This is a genomic window from Corynebacterium sp. HMSC074A01, from assembly GCF_001831515.1.
In the GTDB taxonomy this organism is placed as follows: domain Bacteria; phylum Actinomycetota; class Actinomycetes; order Mycobacteriales; family Mycobacteriaceae; genus Corynebacterium.
The window spans coordinates 80,694-97,808 of sequence record NZ_KV825619.1 but is presented as its reverse complement, the minus strand read 5'-3'; the positions used below and the strand labels follow the sequence as shown (position 1 = coordinate 97,808).

General features: G+C 64.3%; 20 protein-coding genes. 8 read left to right on the top strand and 12 right to left on the bottom strand.

Going from position 1 to position 17,115, the window contains the following annotated elements:
* The first annotated feature begins 27 nt into the window (after positions 1-27).
* The 4 genes from gluA (at position 28) to HMPREF2550_RS07045 (ending at position 3,380) form a co-directional block, all read left to right on the top strand.
* Positions 28-756 (top strand): glutamate ABC transporter ATP-binding protein GluA, encoded by a 729-nt coding sequence (gene gluA / locus HMPREF2550_RS07060; RefSeq protein WP_168167132.1) that lies wholly within the window; start codon positions 28-30, stop codon positions 754-756.
* A gap of 50 nt (positions 757-806) precedes the next feature.
* Positions 807-1,685: a glutamate ABC transporter substrate-binding protein gene (locus tag HMPREF2550_RS07055; RefSeq protein WP_070790489.1), complete on the top strand. Its 879-nt coding sequence runs from the start codon at positions 807-809 to the stop codon at positions 1,683-1,685.
* A 70-nt stretch (positions 1,686-1,755) separates the two neighbouring features.
* Positions 1,756-2,442: a glutamate ABC transporter permease GluC gene (gene gluC / locus HMPREF2550_RS07050; RefSeq protein ID WP_070763756.1), complete on the top strand. Its 687-nt coding sequence runs from the start codon at positions 1,756-1,758 to the stop codon at positions 2,440-2,442.
* On the top strand, positions 2,442-3,380 hold the full coding sequence (locus HMPREF2550_RS07045; protein ID WP_070790488.1) for an amino acid ABC transporter permease: 939 nt from the start codon (positions 2,442-2,444) through the stop codon (positions 3,378-3,380). The genes gluC and HMPREF2550_RS07045 overlap by 1 nt, the downstream gene beginning before the upstream one ends.
* On the opposite strand, the gene recX is transcribed toward HMPREF2550_RS07045, so the two are convergent.
* The 3 genes from recX to HMPREF2550_RS07030 all read right to left on the bottom strand — a co-directional run bounded on the left by recX (position 3,377) and on the right by HMPREF2550_RS07030 (position 5,550).
* Positions 3,377-3,976: a recombination regulator RecX gene (gene recX, locus HMPREF2550_RS07040; RefSeq protein WP_070790487.1), complete on the bottom strand. Its 600-nt coding sequence runs from the start codon at positions 3,974-3,976 to the stop codon at positions 3,377-3,379. The two genes, HMPREF2550_RS07045 and recX, sit on opposite strands and share 4 nt — an antisense overlap.
* Complete coding sequence (gene recA, locus HMPREF2550_RS07035) at positions 3,976-5,100, bottom strand: recombinase RecA (RefSeq protein ID WP_038591069.1); 1,125 nt, start codon at positions 5,098-5,100, stop codon at positions 3,976-3,978. The genes recX and recA overlap by 1 nt, the downstream gene beginning before the upstream one ends.
* Before the next feature lie 234 nt (positions 5,101-5,334).
* Complete coding sequence (locus HMPREF2550_RS07030) at positions 5,335-5,550, bottom strand: DUF3046 domain-containing protein (RefSeq protein WP_070790486.1); 216 nt, start codon at positions 5,548-5,550, stop codon at positions 5,335-5,337.
* Positions 5,551-5,639: 89 nt separating this feature from the next.
* Here HMPREF2550_RS07030 and HMPREF2550_RS07025 point away from each other — a divergent pair, with 89 nt between their 5' ends.
* Genes HMPREF2550_RS07025 through HMPREF2550_RS07015 form a run of 3 tightly spaced genes read left to right on the top strand, consistent with a single transcriptional unit; the run spans position 5,640 to position 7,544 of the window.
* On the top strand, positions 5,640-6,242 hold the full coding sequence (locus tag HMPREF2550_RS07025) for a biotin transporter BioY (RefSeq protein ID WP_083319830.1): 603 nt from the start codon (positions 5,640-5,642) through the stop codon (positions 6,240-6,242).
* Between the two features lies 1 nt (position 6,243).
* The gene (locus tag HMPREF2550_RS07020) at positions 6,244-6,933 is read left to right on the top strand and encodes an energy-coupling factor ABC transporter ATP-binding protein (RefSeq protein WP_070790485.1); all 690 of its coding nucleotides are present in this window, start codon (positions 6,244-6,246) and stop codon (positions 6,931-6,933) included.
* Positions 6,930-7,544 carry an energy-coupling factor transporter transmembrane component T family protein gene (locus HMPREF2550_RS07015; protein WP_070790484.1) on the top strand — a complete coding sequence of 205 codons (615 nt, stop codon included), beginning with the start codon at positions 6,930-6,932 and terminating at the stop codon, positions 7,542-7,544. Before HMPREF2550_RS07020 ends, HMPREF2550_RS07015 begins: the two co-directional genes overlap by 4 nt.
* A gap of 260 nt (positions 7,545-7,804) precedes the next feature.
* Here the strand turns inward: HMPREF2550_RS07015 and HMPREF2550_RS07010 are convergent, their stop codons facing one another.
* The 4 genes from HMPREF2550_RS07010 to pgsA all read right to left on the bottom strand — a co-directional run bounded on the left by HMPREF2550_RS07010 (position 7,805) and on the right by pgsA (position 10,208).
* Positions 7,805-8,653 (bottom strand): PspA/IM30 family protein, encoded by an 849-nt coding sequence (locus tag HMPREF2550_RS07010; RefSeq protein WP_070790483.1) that lies wholly within the window; start codon positions 8,651-8,653, stop codon positions 7,805-7,807.
* A gap of 71 nt (positions 8,654-8,724) precedes the next feature.
* Complete coding sequence (locus HMPREF2550_RS07005; protein WP_070790482.1) at positions 8,725-9,105, bottom strand: helix-turn-helix domain-containing protein; 381 nt, start codon at positions 9,103-9,105, stop codon at positions 8,725-8,727.
* Positions 9,106-9,121: 16 nt separating this feature from the next.
* Positions 9,122-9,631, bottom strand: coding sequence for a CinA family protein (locus HMPREF2550_RS07000; protein ID WP_070790481.1), 510 nt, complete (start codon positions 9,629-9,631; stop codon positions 9,122-9,124).
* Positions 9,621-10,208 carry a CDP-diacylglycerol--glycerol-3-phosphate 3-phosphatidyltransferase gene (gene pgsA, locus HMPREF2550_RS06995; RefSeq protein ID WP_070790480.1) on the bottom strand — a complete coding sequence of 196 codons (588 nt, stop codon included), beginning with the start codon at positions 10,206-10,208 and terminating at the stop codon, positions 9,621-9,623. The genes HMPREF2550_RS07000 and pgsA overlap by 11 nt, the downstream gene beginning before the upstream one ends.
* On the opposite strand from pgsA, the gene HMPREF2550_RS06990 reads away from it, so the two are divergent.
* Positions 10,207-10,500: a YciI family protein gene (locus HMPREF2550_RS06990; RefSeq protein ID WP_070790479.1), complete on the top strand. Its 294-nt coding sequence runs from the start codon at positions 10,207-10,209 to the stop codon at positions 10,498-10,500. The two genes, pgsA and HMPREF2550_RS06990, sit on opposite strands and share 2 nt — an antisense overlap.
* A gap of 8 nt (positions 10,501-10,508) precedes the next feature.
* Here the strand turns inward: HMPREF2550_RS06990 and HMPREF2550_RS06985 are convergent, their stop codons facing one another.
* The 5 genes from HMPREF2550_RS06985 to HMPREF2550_RS06965 form a co-directional block, all read right to left on the bottom strand.
* Entirely contained in the window at positions 10,509-11,690 is a 1,182-nt protein-coding gene (locus HMPREF2550_RS06985) for a TerC family protein (protein WP_070790478.1), read from the bottom strand.
* Between the two features lie 204 nt (positions 11,691-11,894).
* Positions 11,895-12,497, bottom strand: a complete 603-nt coding sequence (locus HMPREF2550_RS06980) for a DJ-1/PfpI family protein (RefSeq protein ID WP_070790477.1) — start codon at positions 12,495-12,497, stop codon at positions 11,895-11,897.
* Complete coding sequence (locus HMPREF2550_RS06975; protein ID WP_083319828.1) at positions 12,498-15,794, bottom strand: FtsK/SpoIIIE family DNA translocase; 3,297 nt, start codon at positions 15,792-15,794, stop codon at positions 12,498-12,500.
* Positions 15,795-15,890: 96 nt separating this feature from the next.
* Positions 15,891-16,520 (bottom strand): TIGR03085 family metal-binding protein, encoded by a 630-nt coding sequence (locus HMPREF2550_RS06970; protein ID WP_070790475.1) that lies wholly within the window; start codon positions 16,518-16,520, stop codon positions 15,891-15,893.
* A 29-nt stretch (positions 16,521-16,549) separates the two neighbouring features.
* Positions 16,550-16,996 (bottom strand): hypothetical protein, encoded by a 447-nt coding sequence (locus HMPREF2550_RS06965; protein WP_141760551.1) that lies wholly within the window; start codon positions 16,994-16,996, stop codon positions 16,550-16,552.
* Positions 16,997-17,115 lie beyond the last annotated feature (119 nt).

Below are 17,115 nucleotides of genomic sequence, written 5' to 3'. Positions count from 1 at the left end.
AGACCTATGACACAGGAAACTGAACCCATGATTCGCATGGAGGGCGTGCAGAAGTACTTCGGTGACTTCCACGCCCTGACAGACATCAACCTGACCGTGCCCAAAGGCGAGGTCGTGGTCGTGCTCGGGCCGTCCGGCTCCGGCAAGTCCACCCTGTGTCGCACGATCAACCGCCTCGAAACCATCGAGGAGGGCACGATCCACATCGACGGCAAGCTGTTGCCCGCCGAGGGCAAGGAGCTGGCAAAACTGCGCGCCGACGTCGGCATGGTGTTCCAGCAGTTCAACCTGTTTCCGCACCTGACCATCCGCGACAACGTCACGCTTGGCCCGATGAAAGTGCGCAAGATGAGCAAGGCCGATGCGCAGAAGCGCGCGGCGGAGCTGCTCGATCGCGTCGGCATCGGCAACCAGGCTGAAAAGTACCCCGCGCAGCTCTCCGGCGGCCAGCAGCAGCGCGTCGCCATCGCGCGTGCGCTCGCCATGGAACCGAAGGTCATGCTTTTCGACGAGCCGACGTCCGCCCTCGACCCCGAAATGGTCGGAGAAGTCCTCGATGTGATGGGCGAGCTCGCCGCAACCGGCATGACGATGGTGGTGGTTACCCACGAGATGGGCTTCGCCCGCAAGGTAGCCGACCGCATCCTGTTTATGGCCGACGGCGAGATCGTGGAGGACACCGACCCGGAGTCCTTCTTCACCAACCCCCAGTCCGGTCGCGCGAAGGACTTTCTGGCAAAGATCCTCTCGCACTAATCGGACCATATCCCACACCCTTACCCCTTTATCTTGCAAGGAGACCACTCATGAACCGCGCACTTCGCACCCTGACCACCACCGCCGTCGCCGCGCTGGCGGCCACCACCCTGGTTGCCTGCGGCGGCTCGGAAGGCGAAGCCTCCGGCGACGGCCTGCTCGCACAGATCGAGGCCGGCAGCGTCACCCTCGGCACCAAGTACGATCAGCCGGGCCTCGGCTTGCGCGAGGCCGACGGCACCATGTCGGGCCTCGACGTGGAGGTGCTGACCTACGTGGTCAACTCCATCGCTGACGAAAACGGCTGGGAGCACCCGGAGATCACCTGGCGCGAGACCCCGTCCGCCCAGCGCGAGACCCTCATCCAGAACGGTGAGGTTGCGGCCATCGGCGCGACCTACACCATCAACGAGTCCCGCTCCGAGGCCGTCAGCTTCGGCGGCCCGTACCTGCTCACCCACCAGGGCCTGCTGGTTCGCAGCGATGCCAACGACATCGCGGGTCTCGAGGACCTGGACGGCCGCATCCTCTGCTCCGTGACCGGTTCCACCCCGGCACAGAAGGTCAAGGACGCGCTGCCGGGTGTCCAGCTGCAGGAGTACGACACCTACTCCTCCTGCGTCGAGGCACTGCGCAACGGCAACGTTGACGCCCTGACCACGGACGCCACCATCCTCGGCGGCTACGCAGCCCAGTCCCCGGGCGACTTCGAGGTCGTCGAGCTGGAGAAGGACGGCGAGCCGTTCACCAACGAGAACTACGGGATCGGCGTGCAGAAGGACGACACCGCTGCAGTCGACGCGATCAACAAGGCGCTCGAGGCGATGTACTCCGACGGTTCCTTCAAGAACTTCGTCGATGAGAACCTCGAGGGCGGCGTTGGCGTCAACGAGGCAACCCCGGGCGATCTCTCCTTCCTGGAGAGCTAGTTCAGCCCACCCACCCCGCGCGCGTATCGACGGGGCGTCGATACGCGCGCACAGCTTGTAGGAGTACTCCATGGACGCCTTATGGGCCGACCTTTTGCCGAATCTCTGGCCGGCGTTTTTCACCACGATCAAGCTGACCGTCTATTCGGCGATCGGCGCAATGATCCTCGGCACGATTCTGACCGCAATGCGGGTCTCGCCCGTAGGCATCCTGCGCGGGCTTGCCACCACCTACATTGAGACGGTGCGCAACACCCCGCTCACCCTGGTGATCCTGTTTTGCTCCTTCGGGCTGTACCAGAACCTCGGGCTGACGCTGGCCAGCCGGGATTCCTCGACGTTTATCATCGACCAGAACTTCCGGCTCGCCGTGCTCGGCTTCATCCTCTACACCAGCTGCTTCGTGGCGGAATCGCTGCGCAGTGGCATCAACACCGTCCACTTCGGGCAGGCGGAAGCCGCACGTTCTCTGGGCTTGAGCTTCGGGCAGATCTTCTCTCTGATCATCTTCCCGCAGGCCGTGCGCGCCGCGATCGTGCCGCTGGGCAATACGCTGATTGCATTGACCAAGAACACCACGATCGCCTCCGTGATCGGCGTGGCCGAAGCCTCGCTGCTGATGAAGTCCACGATCGAGTTTCACGCGAACCAACTGTTTGTCATCTTCGGCGTCTTCGCCGCCGGATTCCTCATCCTCACGCTGCCGATGGGCCTTGCTCTCGGCTGGCTGTCTGACCGATTGGCGGTGAAGCGCTAATGTCCGTCCGCGCAACAGTTCTTTACGACGCACCGGGACCAAAGGCCATCCGCCGCAACCGCATCTACACGGTGCTGACGGTGCTCGCACTTGCCGCCGTGGCGTGGTGGGTGCTTTCCACCCTCGCCGACAACGGGCAGCTGAGCGCCGCAAAGTGGACGCCGTTTATCCAGGGTAACACCTGGACAACCTACATCCTCCCGGGTCTGCTCGGCACGCTGAAGGCAGCGGCGCTGTCGATCCTCTTCGCCATCGTCTTCGGTGTGATCTTCGGCCTCGGGCGACTCGCGGAGGCGAAAATCGTCCGCTGGTTCTGCGGCGTCATCATCGAGTTCTTCCGCGCGATCCCCGTGCTGATGCTCATGATCTTCCTCTACCAGTTCTTCGCGGTATTCAAGATCGTGCCGCCGAAGGGGCTCGCCTTCTGGGCCGTGGTGGTTGCACTGACGCTCTACAACGGTGCCGTCATCGCCGAGATCCTCCGCGCAGGCATCAAGTCCCTACCCAAGGGTCAGACCGAGGCAGCCCAGGCGCTCGGCATGTCGCACTGGCAGACCATGTGGCAGATCCTGCTGCCCCAGTCCATCGCGGCCATGCTGCCGGCGCTGATCTCCCAGATGGTCATCGCCCTGAAGGACTCGGCGCTGGGCTACCAGATCGGCTACATCGAAGTGGTTCGCTCCGGCACCCAGGTCGCGTCGGCCAACCAGAACTACATCCCGGCGCTGATCGTGGTGGGCATCATCATGATCGCGATCAACTTCCTGCTCACCCGCCTGGCCTCTCGCGTAGAGCGCCAGCTGCGCGCAGGCCGCGCCCGCCGCAACCCGTTCGCGCTCGTTCCCGAGCAAGCCGACCAGGGCCTGGACACGAAGGACAACGTCAACGTGGACTGGCACGACCCGGACTACGTGCGGATCGACAACCCCGACCGCTAGCTCTCTCGCAGCTCCTCGAGCCTGGCGTCAAGCACCTCTCGGCCGATGGCCAGCGCCATGCCCTCGGGGAAGCCGCGACGCGCCATCGCCCCCACCACCCGGCGCAGCACCTTGTTGTACTCGCCGCGGTCGGCGGGCACGCGCTTGACCTGGCGGGCTTTCTTCTCAGCGACCTCGCGGGCGGTGTGTTCCTCGTCCTCTTCGCTGAGCTGCGCGAGCGCGTCGGCTCGGTCCGCGCGGCCCACGCCTTTCTGCACAAGCTCGCGGTCGAGCGCGCGAGAGGACTTGCCGCGACGCTTCGCGCGCTGACGAACCCACTCGTGGGCAAAGGCGGCGTCGTCGATAAGCCGGTTGCGCTCAAGTTCATCGAGCACTTCCTCGACCACCTGCGGTTCGAACTCCGCGCGCACCAGGCGCTCGCGTAGCTCCTCGCGCGAACGGGCGCGTTGATCGAGCAGGCCGAGCGCACGCTTGCGCACCGGGGCGAGTGCCTCCTCGCGGGTGCGGTCGAACAGCTCACTGGAGCCCTCGCCACGCTCGTATGCGGCAAGCGCCGCCTGCAGGCGCTCCAGCTTTTCCGGATCCGGCTGCGCCACTACTTCGCGTCCGCCGCGGCGGCCTCTTCATCGTCGAAGTCGATGTTTGGCACCATGTCCACCGGATCGTCCGACAGCTCGTCTTCGTCCTTGACGTTCGCGTACGCGCCAACACCCAAGGCGCGGAAGATCTTGTCCTCGATCTCGTTGGCCAGATCCGGGTTGTCCTTGAGGAAGTTGCGGGCCTTCTCCTTACCCTGGCCGAGCTGGTCGCCCTCGTAGGTAAACCAGGAGCCGGACTTCTTCACGATGCCGTTGTCCACGCCCAGGTCAATGATGGAGGACTCGCGCGAGATGCCCTCGCCGTACATGATGTCGAACTCGGCGATCTTGAACGGCGGGGAAACCTTGTTCTTGACCACCTTCATCTTCGTGCGGTTACCAATAGAGTCCTGGCCGTCCTTCAACGTCTGAATACGGCGCACATCGCAGCGCACGGAGGCATAAAACTTCAGCGCCTTACCGCCCGTGGTGGTCTCCGGAGAGCCGAACATCACGCCGATCTTCTCACGCAGCTGGTTAATAAAGATGGCGGTCGTGCCCGAGTTATACAGCGCACCGGTCATCTTGCGCAGCGCCTGCGACATCAGGCGCGCCTGCAGACCGACGTGCGAGTCGCCCATCTCGCCCTCGATCTCCGCCTTTGGCGTCAGGGCGGCGACGGAGTCAATCACAATGATGTCAATCGCACCGGAGCGTACCAGCATGTCCGCGATCTCCAGGGCCTGCTCACCGGTATCCGGCTGGGAGACCAGCAGGTTATCGGTGTCCACGCCGAGCTTCTTCGCGTAGTCCGGGTCAAGCGCGTGCTCCGCGTCAATAAACGCCGCGATGCCGCCAGCGCGCTGGGCAGACGCGATCGCATGCAGCGCCACAGTGGTCTTACCCGAAGACTCCGGGCCGTAGATCTCTACCACGCGGCCGCGCGGCCACCCACCGATGCCAAGCGCCACGTCAATCGCGGTATTGCCAGAGGAGATGGACTGAATCGGCGGGCGGTTATCATCGCCCAGGCGCATAATTGCGCCCTTGCCAAAGTCCTTCTCAATCATCGCCATCGCGGCATCGAGGGCATTTTGGCGATCATTGCCGCTCGCAGCGGCAGCCTTCTTCTTCGCAGCCATGTTGTTTGCTCCTTAAACCTTCGCTTCTTCTCAATGCTTCTTGCGGCAGGTATGCCACGTTCCCTTTATTAGACGCACCGACTATAGGGGGCGGTTCCCTTCACACCGCAAAGTTTTCTTCACCCGGCTTCCAAGGGGAACTACCGCACACAGTAGAACAGCGCGCGAACACTCTCAGAGCATACACGCATACATGTTCGACTCCACACGCGGCGCGCCGCATCAAGCGCCGGACTAGGTGCCCGGCCTATCGACACCGAGTCTGCGCTCTTCGGGGACATCGAAGGCGTCGCAAAGCCGCGCCCAGGCCTCCTTCGGGTCGACCCCGTTTTCGATCATCTGGGCTGCGGTCTCGCCCTCCCCCGTGAGCACTTGCGATTGGATGATCCATCCGGCCCGATCGGAACCGAATTCGTCGTCCACCAACTGCCGGAACTCCGTCAAACGCATGCCGTCTAACCTACACGCCGCACCGAAACGCCGACACAAACCCGGCCCGTAGTGCGAAGGATTGAACACCATTCAGTAATGTCACTGCCATGAGTACGCAGCCCTCCTCCAACCCAGCGCCAAGCAAGAAAGCAGGCGCCCGCTCCACCTCCCCAGTCGACATCGCTTATATCGCCGTCTTCGCCGCGATCATCTGTGTCCTCGGCTTCGTCTCCATCCCCGTTGGCGCAGCCGGCGTGCCCATCGTGCTGCAGAACGCCGCCGCGATCCTCGCGGGTCTCGTCCTCGGCGCACGCCGCGGCACCGCGTCTGTGGCGATCTTCCTCCTGGTCGGCCTCGCCCTGCCCGTGCTCGCTGGCGGGCGCACCACCATCTACGCGCTCGGCTCCCCGACGGTGGGCTACCTGGTCGGCTACCTCGTCTCCGCCGCCGTCGCCGGTGCGATCGCTTACGCTGGCCTGCGCGGTGGCAAGGGCACCCGCGTCGGGATGTTCATCCTCGCCGGCTACCTCGGCCTGTTCCTGCAGTACCTCTTCGGCGTGTTTGGCCTGATGTTCCGCGCCGATATGAACTTCGGTGCCGCCTGGGCCGCCCAGGTTCCTTTCCTGCTGCCGGATTCGGGCAAGGTCGCGCTGATGATCGTCATCGCGCTCGCTGTCCACGCCGCCTTCCCGGACATGCGCCGTCGTTAAGATGCCCACCATCGAGTTCCGCGGTGCCACCGTCGCTTACGACGGCCGCACCGTGCTGGCCCCGCTCAACCTCACGCTCACGGAGCGCCGCATCGGCATCATCGGGTCAAACGGCTCCGGCAAATCGACCACGGTGCGCCTGATCAACGGGCTCATTGAGCCCACCGAGGGCGAAGTGCTTGTCGACGGCCTGTCGCCGACCACCGACGGCAAAACCGTGCGCAAGCGCGTCGGCTTTGTCTTCTCCGACGCCGAATCACAGATCGTCATGCCGCGCGTGGCCGATGACGTCGCCTTCTCCCTGCGCCGCTTCAAGCTGCCGCGCGCGGAAGTCCGCGCTTGTGTCGACGCGGTCCTCGAGCGTTTCGGATTAGGAGAGAAGGCGGAGAACTCCCCGCACACGCTCTCCGGCGGCGAAAAACAGCTGCTCGCGCTCGCCTCCGTACTGGTCATCGAGCCCGAGACGGTCATCGCCGACGAGCCGACCACGCTGCTCGACCTGCGCAACCGCCGCCGCATCATCCAGGAGCTCGGCGCGCTGGACCAGCAGGTCATCGTAGTCACGCACGACCTCGACATGCTCGCGGGCTTCGATCGCGTCATCTGCATCGACGACAGCGAGCTCGTCTACGACGGCGCACCCCCGGACGCCATCGCGTTCTACACCGACCTGATGGATTCCAAGCCATGATCCGCGCACTCCCCCTAGGTGTCTACGTCGAAGGCGACACGGTTCTCCACCGCGCAGGCCCGACGCAGAAGTTCGTCGCGCTGGTGGTGTTCATCCTCGCCGTCACGCTGCTGCCCACGGTGCCGTGGCACGCGCTCGCCGCCTTCGGTCTCACCGTCGCGCTCTATGCGGTAGCGAAGATCCCGCCGAAGATCGCCTGGGACCAAGCACTCCCCGTGCTTCCGCTCCTGCTCTTCCTTGCTGCGTTTTTGTGGTGGCAAAACGGGCTGCAGTCCGCTGCGACGACGTTCTTCGCGCTGCTCGCCACCGTGGCCGCGGCGAACCTGCTCACGCTGACCACGCCCGTCGAGGCCCTACTCGACGCCCTCGACCGCAACCTCGCCCCGCTCGCGCGCTTCGGCGTGCCGGTCGAGACCATCAGCTTGACGATCGCCCTGACCATCCGGCTCATCCCGCTCATGCTCGCCACCGCGAACGAGGTACTCGACGCCCGCAAGGCTCGCGGCGCCGGCTTCTCCCTTGCCGCCTTCGGCATCCCGCTCGTGATCCGCTCGGTGCGCCGCGCCCGCCTGATTGGCGAGGCGCTCATGGCGCGGGGCGCGGTGGACTAGGGCCGTTTTCACTCAGGCTGACGCAGAAAGCGCAAGTAGCACTTCGATAGTGCCGAAATTTTCGACGGTATCGAGCTCCGATCTGCGCTGTTTAGCCCGCGGCCGAGCTACATGACGAACGTAGTGGCCGCTGATTGACGAAAATCGCGACGTCTTCGTCGTCCTGGTTTCGTCATGTAGGCGAGCCAAGCGAGCCACCCCAAAAGACCCAACGAAAAAGCGCCAGGGGAAGCCTCCCCCTGGCGCTGTAACTGTTCGGCTTAGCTCTCGCCGCGCAGCTCGCGCATGCGCTGTGCCACCGCGTCATCGCTCACGTTCGCGCCGGAAGCATCTGCAGCGCCCGAGCCAGCATCAGCGGAACCCTCGATCGCCGGCTTCTGCCCGGAGGACAGCTCGCCCGCCATCTCTGCACGGATCTGCTCGAGACGGCCGTGGCCAGCCATCTGGATGCCTGCCTGCTCCACCTCGGCCATGCGGCCCTGGACGGAGTTCTGCGCCAGCTCTGCGGAGCCAAGCGCCTTGGCGTAGCGACGCTCGATCTTGTCGCGCACCTGGTCCAGGTTCGGACCCTGCGCCGTGATCGAGTTCATCGACTGCATGGTCTCGGAGACCTTCTCCTGCATCTTGGCCTGCTCCAGCTGGCTGAGCAGCTTGGAGCGCTGCGCGACCTGCTGCTGCAGGTGTGCCGCGTTGCGCTCGACGGCCTGCTTGGCCTGGGCTGCCTGCTGCAGCGCCTGGTCGTGCAACTGCTTGGTCTCCTCGATGCTCTCCTCGGCGGTGACCAGCTGGGCAGCGAACGCCTCGGCGGCGTTCTCGTACTCCTGGGCCTTCTGCGCGTCGTTGTTCGCGCGGGCCTTGTCCGCCAGCTGCAGTGCCTGCTTGGTGTTGGCCTGCAGCTTCTCTACCTCTTCGAGGCGACGGTTGAGCTGCATCTCGATCTGGCGCTGGTTGCCAATGACGGCAGCAGCCTGCTGCGAGAGCTCCTGGTGCTGACGCTGCGCCTCGCTGATCGCCTGCTCAATCTGCACCTTGGGGTCAGCGTTCTCTTCGATCTTGTTATCGAAGAGGGCCATGAGGTAGTTCCAGAACTTTACAAATGGGTTAGCCATCGGAGTTCAAAGACCTTTCGTTTATTGGTCGATCACACTAAGTAGTCACTACTGTAGTGCGGCCGGTGCCATTACGCTTCCGCTGCCGCCGGAGAAGTGGAAGCCAGCTCCTCCTGGATGGAATGCAGCGACATATTCGCCACCACTTCCATCAGCAGCTCCGCCACCGTGGTGTCCAGCGCAGCGCATATTGCGGCGAGCAGCTCCGAGGAGACTTCCTTGCGGCCGCGTTCCAGCTCGGAAAGGTACCCGGAGGACACGCGCGCCTGCTTGGCCAGCTCGCGCAGCGTGACGTTCTTGTCGGCGCGGTAGGCGCGCAGCGACATGCCGAGCGCTTCGCGCAGCAGCGGTTCGCACCCGGGCGCGCCCGAGTGCAGTGCGTCATCCACCGCGCCGGCAAGCGCGGCGGGGCGGGTCATCGGTGCTTCGTGTACAAGAGTTGTTGTTGCCATCACGAGTAATAACGGTCTAGGTCTCTGTTTTGTTCCCGTCGCGGGCAGAAAGATCTTCCCGCAGCGTATCTACAAGAATCCGTAGCGCAGCGTCCACAGCGGCGCTCCGGATCTCCTGGCGCGAACCCTGCAGCAGCGCGTCACCCCCAGCTGGCGCCGCGAAGCCGCGCGCAGGCGTCGCCACGCCGATCCAGACTTCCCCGACCGGGTGGCCGTCCTGGGAGTCCGGCCCGGCCACGCCGGTCAGCGAGACACCGTAGTCGGCACGGCAGGTACGGCGCGCGCCCTCAGCCATGGCGCGCGCCGTCTGCGGGCTCACCGGACCATACGCGGCGAGCACCTCATGAGGTACCCCGGCGAGCGTCTCCTTGAGCTCCGTCGCGTAGGTGACCAGCCCGCCGCGCAGTACTGCGGAGGCGCCGGGCACAGTCGCCACGGTGGCTGCAGCGAGCCCCGCAGTGAGAGACTCGCAGAAGGCGAGGGTGAGACCCGCGCCCGTCGCTAAGCGGACAAGCTCACGCTCCATCGTTGGCCTTCCGCGCATCCACCAGGTACTGCACGCCGGTGACCACGGTGACGGCGACCGCGATCAGCATGACAATCAGCGTCGGGATATCCATCCAGCCGGGCAGCGGGCACAGGTACATGCCAACGCCGAGGGTTTGCAGCACCGTCTTGAGTTTGCCACCCTTGGAGGCGGGCACGACGTGGCCTTGGCGCAGCATCCACATCCGCCAGAAGGTAATGCCCAGCTCACGGACGATGATCACCACCGTGATCCACACCGGCAGCGGGCCGGCGATATTGAGCGTGACGAGCGCCGTGATCATCAGCGCCTTATCGGCGATGGGGTCGGCGATCTTGCCAAAGTCGGTCACGATGTTCCTGGCGCGGGCGATGTCCCCGTCCAGCTTGTCCGTGATCATGAGCGCCACAAACAGCCCGAACGCCCACCACCAATGTTGCGCGAGCACGAGCCACGCAAACACCGGAATAAACAGGATGCGCAAAGAGGTCAGCGCGTTCGGCAAATTCCAATTGGACTGAGTGTTCACGCCCACCACCCTACTCACCCATAGCTCGTGGCCTAGACTGCCACCCATGAAGTATTTTGCATTTACCTATACCTACGGCTCCGACACCGCGCTTGTCGACGCCACCCGTCCCGCCCACCGCGAGTTCATCTCCAGCCAGCTCTCGCTGGGCCGAATTGTCGGCTCCGGCCCCTACGCGGGCGGGGAGCAGGCACTGATCATCCTCCAGCTGCCGGATACCGCATCGGTGGCCGACGCTGAGGAGATCATGGACGCTGACCCGTACACGGTCGAAGGGGCGCTGGCCGGGCGTGAAGTCCACGAGTGGAACCCGGTGAGCAACATCTTCGCCGGAGATTAAGCCCGGGTCTAGCCCTGCTTCGGCTTGCCGCCGCGGGCAACATGTAAGTGGTCCGTCTCGCGCGAGCCGGTCGCCGTGTGGTCGCCCTTACCGGAGGTTGCCGGGTCGTCGATCCACTCGATGTGATGGCCATCGCGGTCGACCTTGCGGCGGTTGCCGTGGTCGTCGTAGTCAATGTGGAACGACGGCCCATCCGGGTCGAGGCGCCCGGCCTTGATGTCCGCGCGATCCTTGATCATGGAAGCAACCGCGGTCACTGCCAGCACGCCGATGATGACCAGCAGCGAGGTGACTGTGCCGATCTCCGGGACGGAAAGGCCCTCGCCGCCGTTGATAAACGACAGGTTGTTCTCGTGCAGGGCGTGCAGCAGCAGCTTGACGCCAATGAAGCCGAGCACGACCGCCAGGCCGTAAGGCAGGTATACCAGCCTGTCCAACAACCCGTTCAGCAGGAAGTAGAGCTGGCGAAGCCCCAGCAGCGCGAAGGCGTTGGCGGTAAAGACCAGGAAGGACTCCTGCGTGATGCCGAAGATGGCGGGGATGGAGTCGAAGGCGAACATCACGTCGACAAACCCGATGGACAGCAGCGCCACGAACAGCGGGGTGACGGCCTTCTTGCCAGCCTGCGTGGCCGAAACCAGCCGGTCGCCGTGGTACGAACTGGTCACCGGAATGACCTTGCGCAGGGTCTTGACCACCATCATGTCGTTCGGGTCGGGGTCTTCCTGGTCGGTCGCTTCGTCGTAGACCAGCTTGATTGCGGTGTACAGCAGGAAGACGGCAAACAGGTAGAAGACATCGGACCACGCCTCGATGATCACCGCACCGAGCAGAATGAATGCGAGGCGGCAGATCAGCGCAATCACGATGCCGATGAGCAGCACCTTCTGCTGGTAGGCGCGAGGGATCTTGAACGCGCCCATGATCAGGGCGAAGACGAAGAGGTTATCCACCGAAAGCGACAACTCGGTGATGTAGCCGGTAAAGAACTGCATCCCGTGCTCGGCGTCCCACAGCCACCAGACAATACCGCCGAAGATGCAGGCCATGGCCATATAGAACCCGGCCCACCCGGCGGACTCCTTCATCGATGGCTCGTGCGCGTTCCGCACGTGTGAGAAGAAGTCGAAGATGAAGAATCCGAGGATCACCGCTGAGGTGAGCAGCCAAATTGAAAGAGGCACATGCATAAGCTTTCCTCCGGTCAGAAGTTACGATGAAATGACCGGAGGTCTCCCCCACCCCTTGATATGGGGCTGCCCAGACCGGGGCGCGAGGTGCGCTGCCGTGCTGACGATCCGGGCACTTACGGGGTACTCCCCTCCAAGCGCGTCCAACTCTACACCACCGGGAGCACGAAGCGAGAAGACACCGTCCGCTGAGGTCAGTGGCGCCTACACAGCGAAAGGGTCATCGTTCGGGTCCAGGTGGAGACGAAGCTCGACCGCGTTCGCGATTTCACGAGCGACTGCCTCACCACACACATCAGCAACGAACGCCATCGCCATATCTGTTCCAGCTGAGACTCCAGATGACGTCCAACGGTCGCGATCGTGCACCCAACGGGCCGAGCGACGCCAGTCAATGTCGTGGCCGAAACTGGTGGCCCAGGTAAACGCTCGCTTATTGCTCGTAGCCGCATGACCTTCCAGGAGTCCTGCCGCGGCTAGCAGCGCCGAGCCGGTGCACACCGACATCACCACGTGAGCTTCGCGCGCCAGGATTTGTAGCTGGCTGAGGAAGCACTCGTCGCGCACCAACTCGCGGGTCCCCTTCCCTCCTGGGACGAACACTACATCGCTGCTGAGCGACGAATAGTCGCGGTCGGCCTCAAAGCGAACCCCTTGAGACGAGCGCACAGGCCGCCCATCAGGGGAAAGCAACGTAGTTTCCCAGCCAGCAACCTTTGAGAAGATCTCCAGTGGGCCGGCCACGTCGAGCAGCTCGAACCCGTCAAACAGAACCAACGAGATCCGCTTTGAGCTGCGCTGCTGCATCTAGAACGCGCCGCCAGTCGGGTTGTAGGTTGCCTGCACGGTGCGGGTCTCATCGTCAGCATCCGATCCATCGCTTGCCGACACCCCGTCGTCCCCCACATCCGCTTCCTTCGGAGCCTCGGCCGGGTCGGCCCCCTTGATCATCCAGATGATGGTCTCGAGCTCCTCGGGCTTGACTAGCACCTCGCGTGCCTTCGACCCTTCGGAGGGGCCGACCACGCCGCGCGATTCCATCAGGTCCATGAGGCGGCCGGCCTTGGCAAAACCGATGCGCAGCTTGCGCTGCAGCATCGAGGTCGAGCCGAGCTGCGAGGTGACCACGAGCTCGACTGCTTCGAGCAGGTCGTCGAGATCCTTGCCGATGTCGTCGTCAATGACCTTCTTCTCCGCCTGCTTTTCCTCGGTGACGCCCTCGACGTAGTCGGGTTCATCCTGGGACTTCGCGGCGTCGACAACCGCCTGGATCTCCTCGTCCGTGACGAATGCGCCCTGGAGACGCTGCGGCTTGCCGGCCCCCTGCGGGATGAACAAGCCGTCGCCCATGCCGATGAGCTTCTCGGCGCCGCCCTGATCCAGGATGACGCGGGAGTCCGTCAGCGACGAGGTCGCGAACGCCAGGCGCGAGGGCACGTTCGTCTTGATCAGGCCCGTGACCACATCTACCGATGGGCGCTGCGTGGCCAGCACCAGGTGGATACCGGCCGCACGTGCCTTCTGCGTGATGCGCACGATCGATTCCTCGATCTCCTTCGGCGCGGTCATCATCAGGTCGGCGAGCTCGTCGACCACGCAGACGATGAAGGGGTACGGCCGCATCTCGCGCTCGGAGCCTGGCGGGGCCTGGATATCGCCGCTGCGCACCTTGCGGTTGAAGTCCTTGATGTGACGCACGCGTGCCTGCTTCATGTCCAGGTAGCGCTGCTCCATCTCCTCGACCAGCCACTGCAGCGCGGCCGCGGCCTTCTTCGGCTGCGTGATGATCGGGGTGATCAGGTGCGGGATGCCCTCGTACGGGGTCAGCTCCACCATCTTCGGATCCACCAGGATCAGGCGCACGTCCTCCGGGGTGGCGCGCGTGAGCAGCGAGACCAGCATCGAGTTCACAAACGCGGACTTACCGGAACCGGTGGAACCCGCAACGAGCAGGTGCGGCATCTTCTGCACCGAAGAGGCGATGAAGTCGCCCTCGATGTCCTTGCCCAGCCCGATGAGCATCGGGTCCTCATCGGCAGCGACCTTCGGCGCATCCAGCACGTCGCGCAGGCGCACCATCTCGCGGTCGCGGTTCGGGACCTCAATGCCCACCGCAGACTTGCCCGGAATCGGGGTGAGCAGTCGCACGTTATCCGTCGCCACTGCATACGCGAGGTTGGACTGCAGGTTGGTGATCTTCGAAACCTTCACACCTGGCCCAAGCTCGACCTCATAGCGCGTCACTGTCGGCCCGCGCGAGAACCCGGTGACCTGGGCGTCGACCTTGAACTCCTCGAAGACATCAGTAATCGCCTCGATCATGCGATCGTTGGTCTCGGTGCGCGTCTTCGGGGCGTCACCTTCGATGAGCAAGCTTGTCGACGGCAACGTGTAGTCCGTATCCCGCGCCACCTTCCGCGCCAACTGCTGGGTCGGCGCTGCGTCGGCATCTGCGGCCTCCAGCTCCGACTTCGGCGTGGAGGCGGGCACCGCGGCGGCGTCGATACCCGAGCGGGCCACGATCGCCTTGCGCACCGCGTCACGCGAGCTTGCCACCGCGTCCCCGGCGGCTTCGGCAGCCTGCCCCGCAGCTGCGGCCTTGCCGGCAGCAGCTGCGCCCGCGGTCACGCCGGCGGCACCAGCGGCAGCCGCCGCAGTCCGGCCTGCACCCTTGACGGTTGCGGCTGCGGTCTTCCCCGCGGCGTCGGCAATGTCCGCCCCACGAGAGAGCACCTTCGTCTCCTCGGGCTGTGCTTGACGACGCCCACGGCGCTCCGTCCGCTCAGTGCGCTCGGTTTGCTGAGTGCGCTCTGGGGCCGAGAAAGCTTCCGTGACCGGCTCGCCGAAGTCGTCGCGACCTTCCTCGCCAACGTCGCTCGCCGGGGCGACATCGCGCCCGTCCGCCGGGTAGTTGTCCAGTGGCGTGCGAGTCTTGCGCACGCGGCGTTTGCGCGGGCGCTGCTCGGTGTCCTCACCGTAGTGGGTGTCGCGCTCGCGGGGCTGGCGTTCCGTTCGCGGCGTTGTACGCGGCCGGGGTCGGCGACGCTCGCGGCCTTCCGCGATGTCATCCAGATCTCGCTCGACGTGACTGTAGAGGTCGTCGTCTTCGTCGTCCCACTCCTCGTCGAGATCCGCCTCTGGGTTGCGGGCCGAGTCAACAAGGTCGTTGACCCACGCGACGACCATGTCGTAGGCCTCGCGCACGGTAATGCCAGTGGTCTTTAGTGCCCCGTAGACAATCACGAGCGCGAGGAGCGGTACCGCCACGTAGGAGGAAAAACCGGCGGCGAGCACACCCCCGGTGTAGGCACCGATGATGCCACCGGCGATGCGGCGGGTCTCCCAGTCAGAGGGGTTGCCCGCGAAGACGTGCACGAGTCCGAGCATCGCCACAGCGATGATGCTCAGCCCGATCGTGACTCGCGTGCGCACCTCGCCCGGGGCCCGCACGTTAAGCATGAGCGCGATGGCGACACCTACGAGCAGCACCGGGAGGATGAGCGCGCCCGCCCCGATTACCCAGTGGGTAGCCTTGGCGATCAGCTCGCCGATGGGGCCGGCGATATCCAACCACACCGAGGCACCGATGACCGCGGCGAGACCAATCAGTAGGAGACCCCAAGCATCAGCGTGCTCGGCGAAGGTGCCGCGGTAGGGCGTGCGCGACTGGTGCGCGTCAGCCTCCTCGTATTGCGGATCAGCGGCTTCGCTGGCCTCAGCATTCTCGCTGTAGCGGCTGGTGCCAGGGTGCTCGAGGGTGCTGCCGTTTTTCCTCCTGCGCTCGCGCCTGCGGTCTGGTTGCACGTGCTCCTCTTCGTCGTCGAATAGGTCGAAATCGTCGTCTATATCTTCATCGTCGTGCTTCCGGCGCGCACTGCCGAGCTTTCTCGTCAGCGAACCGAAGGCACTGCCCACCCCGCGGGCGGCCGAGCCTAACGAACGGCCAACCGCCCGCGTGGCAGAACCAACGCGCTCGTCGGTGGTTTCCGCCGCGACCATCGACGAAGTCGGTGGGTGCGTCAGTGACACTGGGCCACTGCGACGCGCGGACGACCCGCCGGACTGTGGGCGGGTTGAGCGTGGGGCGGAATTTTTGACAGACATGGGTGCAACTCTAATACCTCAAGTCACATTATTCACAGAGGCATCGCGGGGTGGTGCGGACTTTCTTCCGCACCACCCCGCTAAGTTTGCGCCGTTTTAGCCCAAAGTGATGTCGTAACCGGCGAGCAGTCCGCCACCATCGACGCGCACCTGCGCAGCCGACGTACGTCCCGTCACCCACAGCAGCAGCTCGGCAGGCGGACCAAAGACGCGCACAACGCGGTCCCCTTTGTCCGCGACCCCTGCGCGCTCCCCCAACGTCACCGGCGGGAGATGCTCGGGAGTCAAAATCACCGGCACCGGAGCTTTCCGCAGCGTGAGCTTGCCGTAACGCTTGGCCAGCTTGAGCAGCTTCGCCTGCGTCACCGCGCTGAATTCGCGGGGCACGGCACCTGGTTGCGCGCGGCGGACATCCTCGTGGTGGATGTAGTGCTCACCCTCATTCGCCGGGCCAAAAAGCGCGCCCACCACTGGGTTGGGACCAGCCAACCAGTCAGCGACAACTTCCGCATAAGGCCGGCGCTTGGCAGCTTCCATCTCCCGGTCAAGACCCTTGCCCAACGCCGGCACGAACGCACCGGCGATCCAAGGCAGGCGCTGCTCACGCACATACAGGTGCGCGGCTAGGTCACGAGTGCGCCACCCCTCAAGAAGCGTGGGCGCGTCCGGCCCGAGTTCCAGTAACAGCGCGCCGAGCTTTTCCCGTTCACTAGAAGCAAAAGACATGCCTTTTACCCTAGTCTTTCGTCGCAAGCTTAGCCGCGAGAGCTAGACAGCTGCCGCTCCAAAGAGACAAAACTACGAACGACAGGCGCAAACGCCGCGACCACCGGATCCGTCGTCACGATCTTGCCGCCAGCACCCCAGCCGAGCTCAACAACCTGCTTACCGTCGGCGTAGCATTCGCCCAGTCCGCCCTTGAAATTCATCACGCACATAATCGTGTCCGGTTTATAGTTGCCTACAACGCGGATTCCCTGGACGTCACTGTTCCGGTAGTCCGGGTTGCCCAGCTTGATCGCGTCGTAGTTCTTCCAGCTGGAGCCGTACCCGGGCTCGTAGGGCACCTCGGTGCCTTCCGGCAGCGGGCGGCCACCCGTCCAGTCGGTCTCATCCTCCACTGCTGATGCAGCAGGGATGACAGGGACAGAAATTACTGTGGCGGCGAGAAGCGCCGCGGTCATTCTCCTAAGCGTCTTCATGCCACGACATTCTATACACCTGTCAGCCATGCGTCATCCCTTTCGCGTGAAACTTCCGCCCCTGCGGAAATAGTCTGGGAGACTACTGGACAAGGTGCTGTTGTCGGCACCCAGTGCAT

What these genes read in the sequence shown, in the direction of transcription:
- gluA (WP_168167132.1), top strand. Translation starts at nt 28, where the DNA reads ATGATTCGCATGGAGGGCGTGCAGAAGTACTTCGGTGACTTCCACGCC.
- HMPREF2550_RS07055 (WP_070790489.1), top strand. Translation starts at nt 807, where the DNA reads ATGAACCGCGCACTTCGCACCCTGACCACCACCGCCGTCGCCGCGCTG.
- gluC (WP_070763756.1), top strand. Translation starts at nt 1,756, where the DNA reads ATGGACGCCTTATGGGCCGACCTTTTGCCGAATCTCTGGCCGGCGTTT.
- HMPREF2550_RS07045 (WP_070790488.1), top strand. Translation starts at nt 2,442, where the DNA reads ATGTCCGTCCGCGCAACAGTTCTTTACGACGCACCGGGACCAAAGGCC.
- recA (WP_038591069.1), bottom strand. Translation starts at nt 5,100, where the DNA reads ATGGCTGCGAAGAAGAAGGCTGCCGCTGCGAGCGGCAATGATCGCCAA.
- HMPREF2550_RS07030 (WP_070790486.1), bottom strand. Translation starts at nt 5,550, where the DNA reads ATGCGTTTGACGGAGTTCCGGCAGTTGGTGGACGACGAATTCGGTTCC.
- HMPREF2550_RS07025 (WP_083319830.1), top strand. Translation starts at nt 5,640, where the DNA reads ATGAGTACGCAGCCCTCCTCCAACCCAGCGCCAAGCAAGAAAGCAGGC.
- HMPREF2550_RS07020 (WP_070790485.1), top strand. Translation starts at nt 6,244, where the DNA reads ATGCCCACCATCGAGTTCCGCGGTGCCACCGTCGCTTACGACGGCCGC.
- HMPREF2550_RS07015 (WP_070790484.1), top strand. Translation starts at nt 6,930, where the DNA reads ATGATCCGCGCACTCCCCCTAGGTGTCTACGTCGAAGGCGACACGGTT.
- HMPREF2550_RS07010 (WP_070790483.1), bottom strand. Translation starts at nt 8,653, where the DNA reads ATGGCTAACCCATTTGTAAAGTTCTGGAACTACCTCATGGCCCTCTTC.
- HMPREF2550_RS07005 (WP_070790482.1), bottom strand. Translation starts at nt 9,105, where the DNA reads ATGGCAACAACAACTCTTGTACACGAAGCACCGATGACCCGCCCCGCC.
- HMPREF2550_RS07000 (WP_070790481.1), bottom strand. Translation starts at nt 9,631, where the DNA reads ATGGAGCGTGAGCTTGTCCGCTTAGCGACGGGCGCGGGTCTCACCCTC.
- HMPREF2550_RS06990 (WP_070790479.1), top strand. Translation starts at nt 10,207, where the DNA reads ATGAAGTATTTTGCATTTACCTATACCTACGGCTCCGACACCGCGCTT.
- pgsA (WP_070790480.1), bottom strand. Translation starts at nt 10,208, where the DNA reads ATGGGTGGCAGTCTAGGCCACGAGCTATGGGTGAGTAGGGTGGTGGGC.
- HMPREF2550_RS06985 (WP_070790478.1), bottom strand. Translation starts at nt 11,690, where the DNA reads ATGCATGTGCCTCTTTCAATTTGGCTGCTCACCTCAGCGGTGATCCTC.
- HMPREF2550_RS06980 (WP_070790477.1), bottom strand. Translation starts at nt 12,497, where the DNA reads ATGCAGCAGCGCAGCTCAAAGCGGATCTCGTTGGTTCTGTTTGACGGG.
- HMPREF2550_RS06975 (WP_083319828.1), bottom strand. Translation starts at nt 15,794, where the DNA reads ATGTCTGTCAAAAATTCCGCCCCACGCTCAACCCGCCCACAGTCCGGC.
- HMPREF2550_RS06970 (WP_070790475.1), bottom strand. Translation starts at nt 16,520, where the DNA reads ATGTCTTTTGCTTCTAGTGAACGGGAAAAGCTCGGCGCGCTGTTACTG.
- HMPREF2550_RS06965 (WP_141760551.1), bottom strand. Translation starts at nt 16,996, where the DNA reads ATGAAGACGCTTAGGAGAATGACCGCGGCGCTTCTCGCCGCCACAGTA.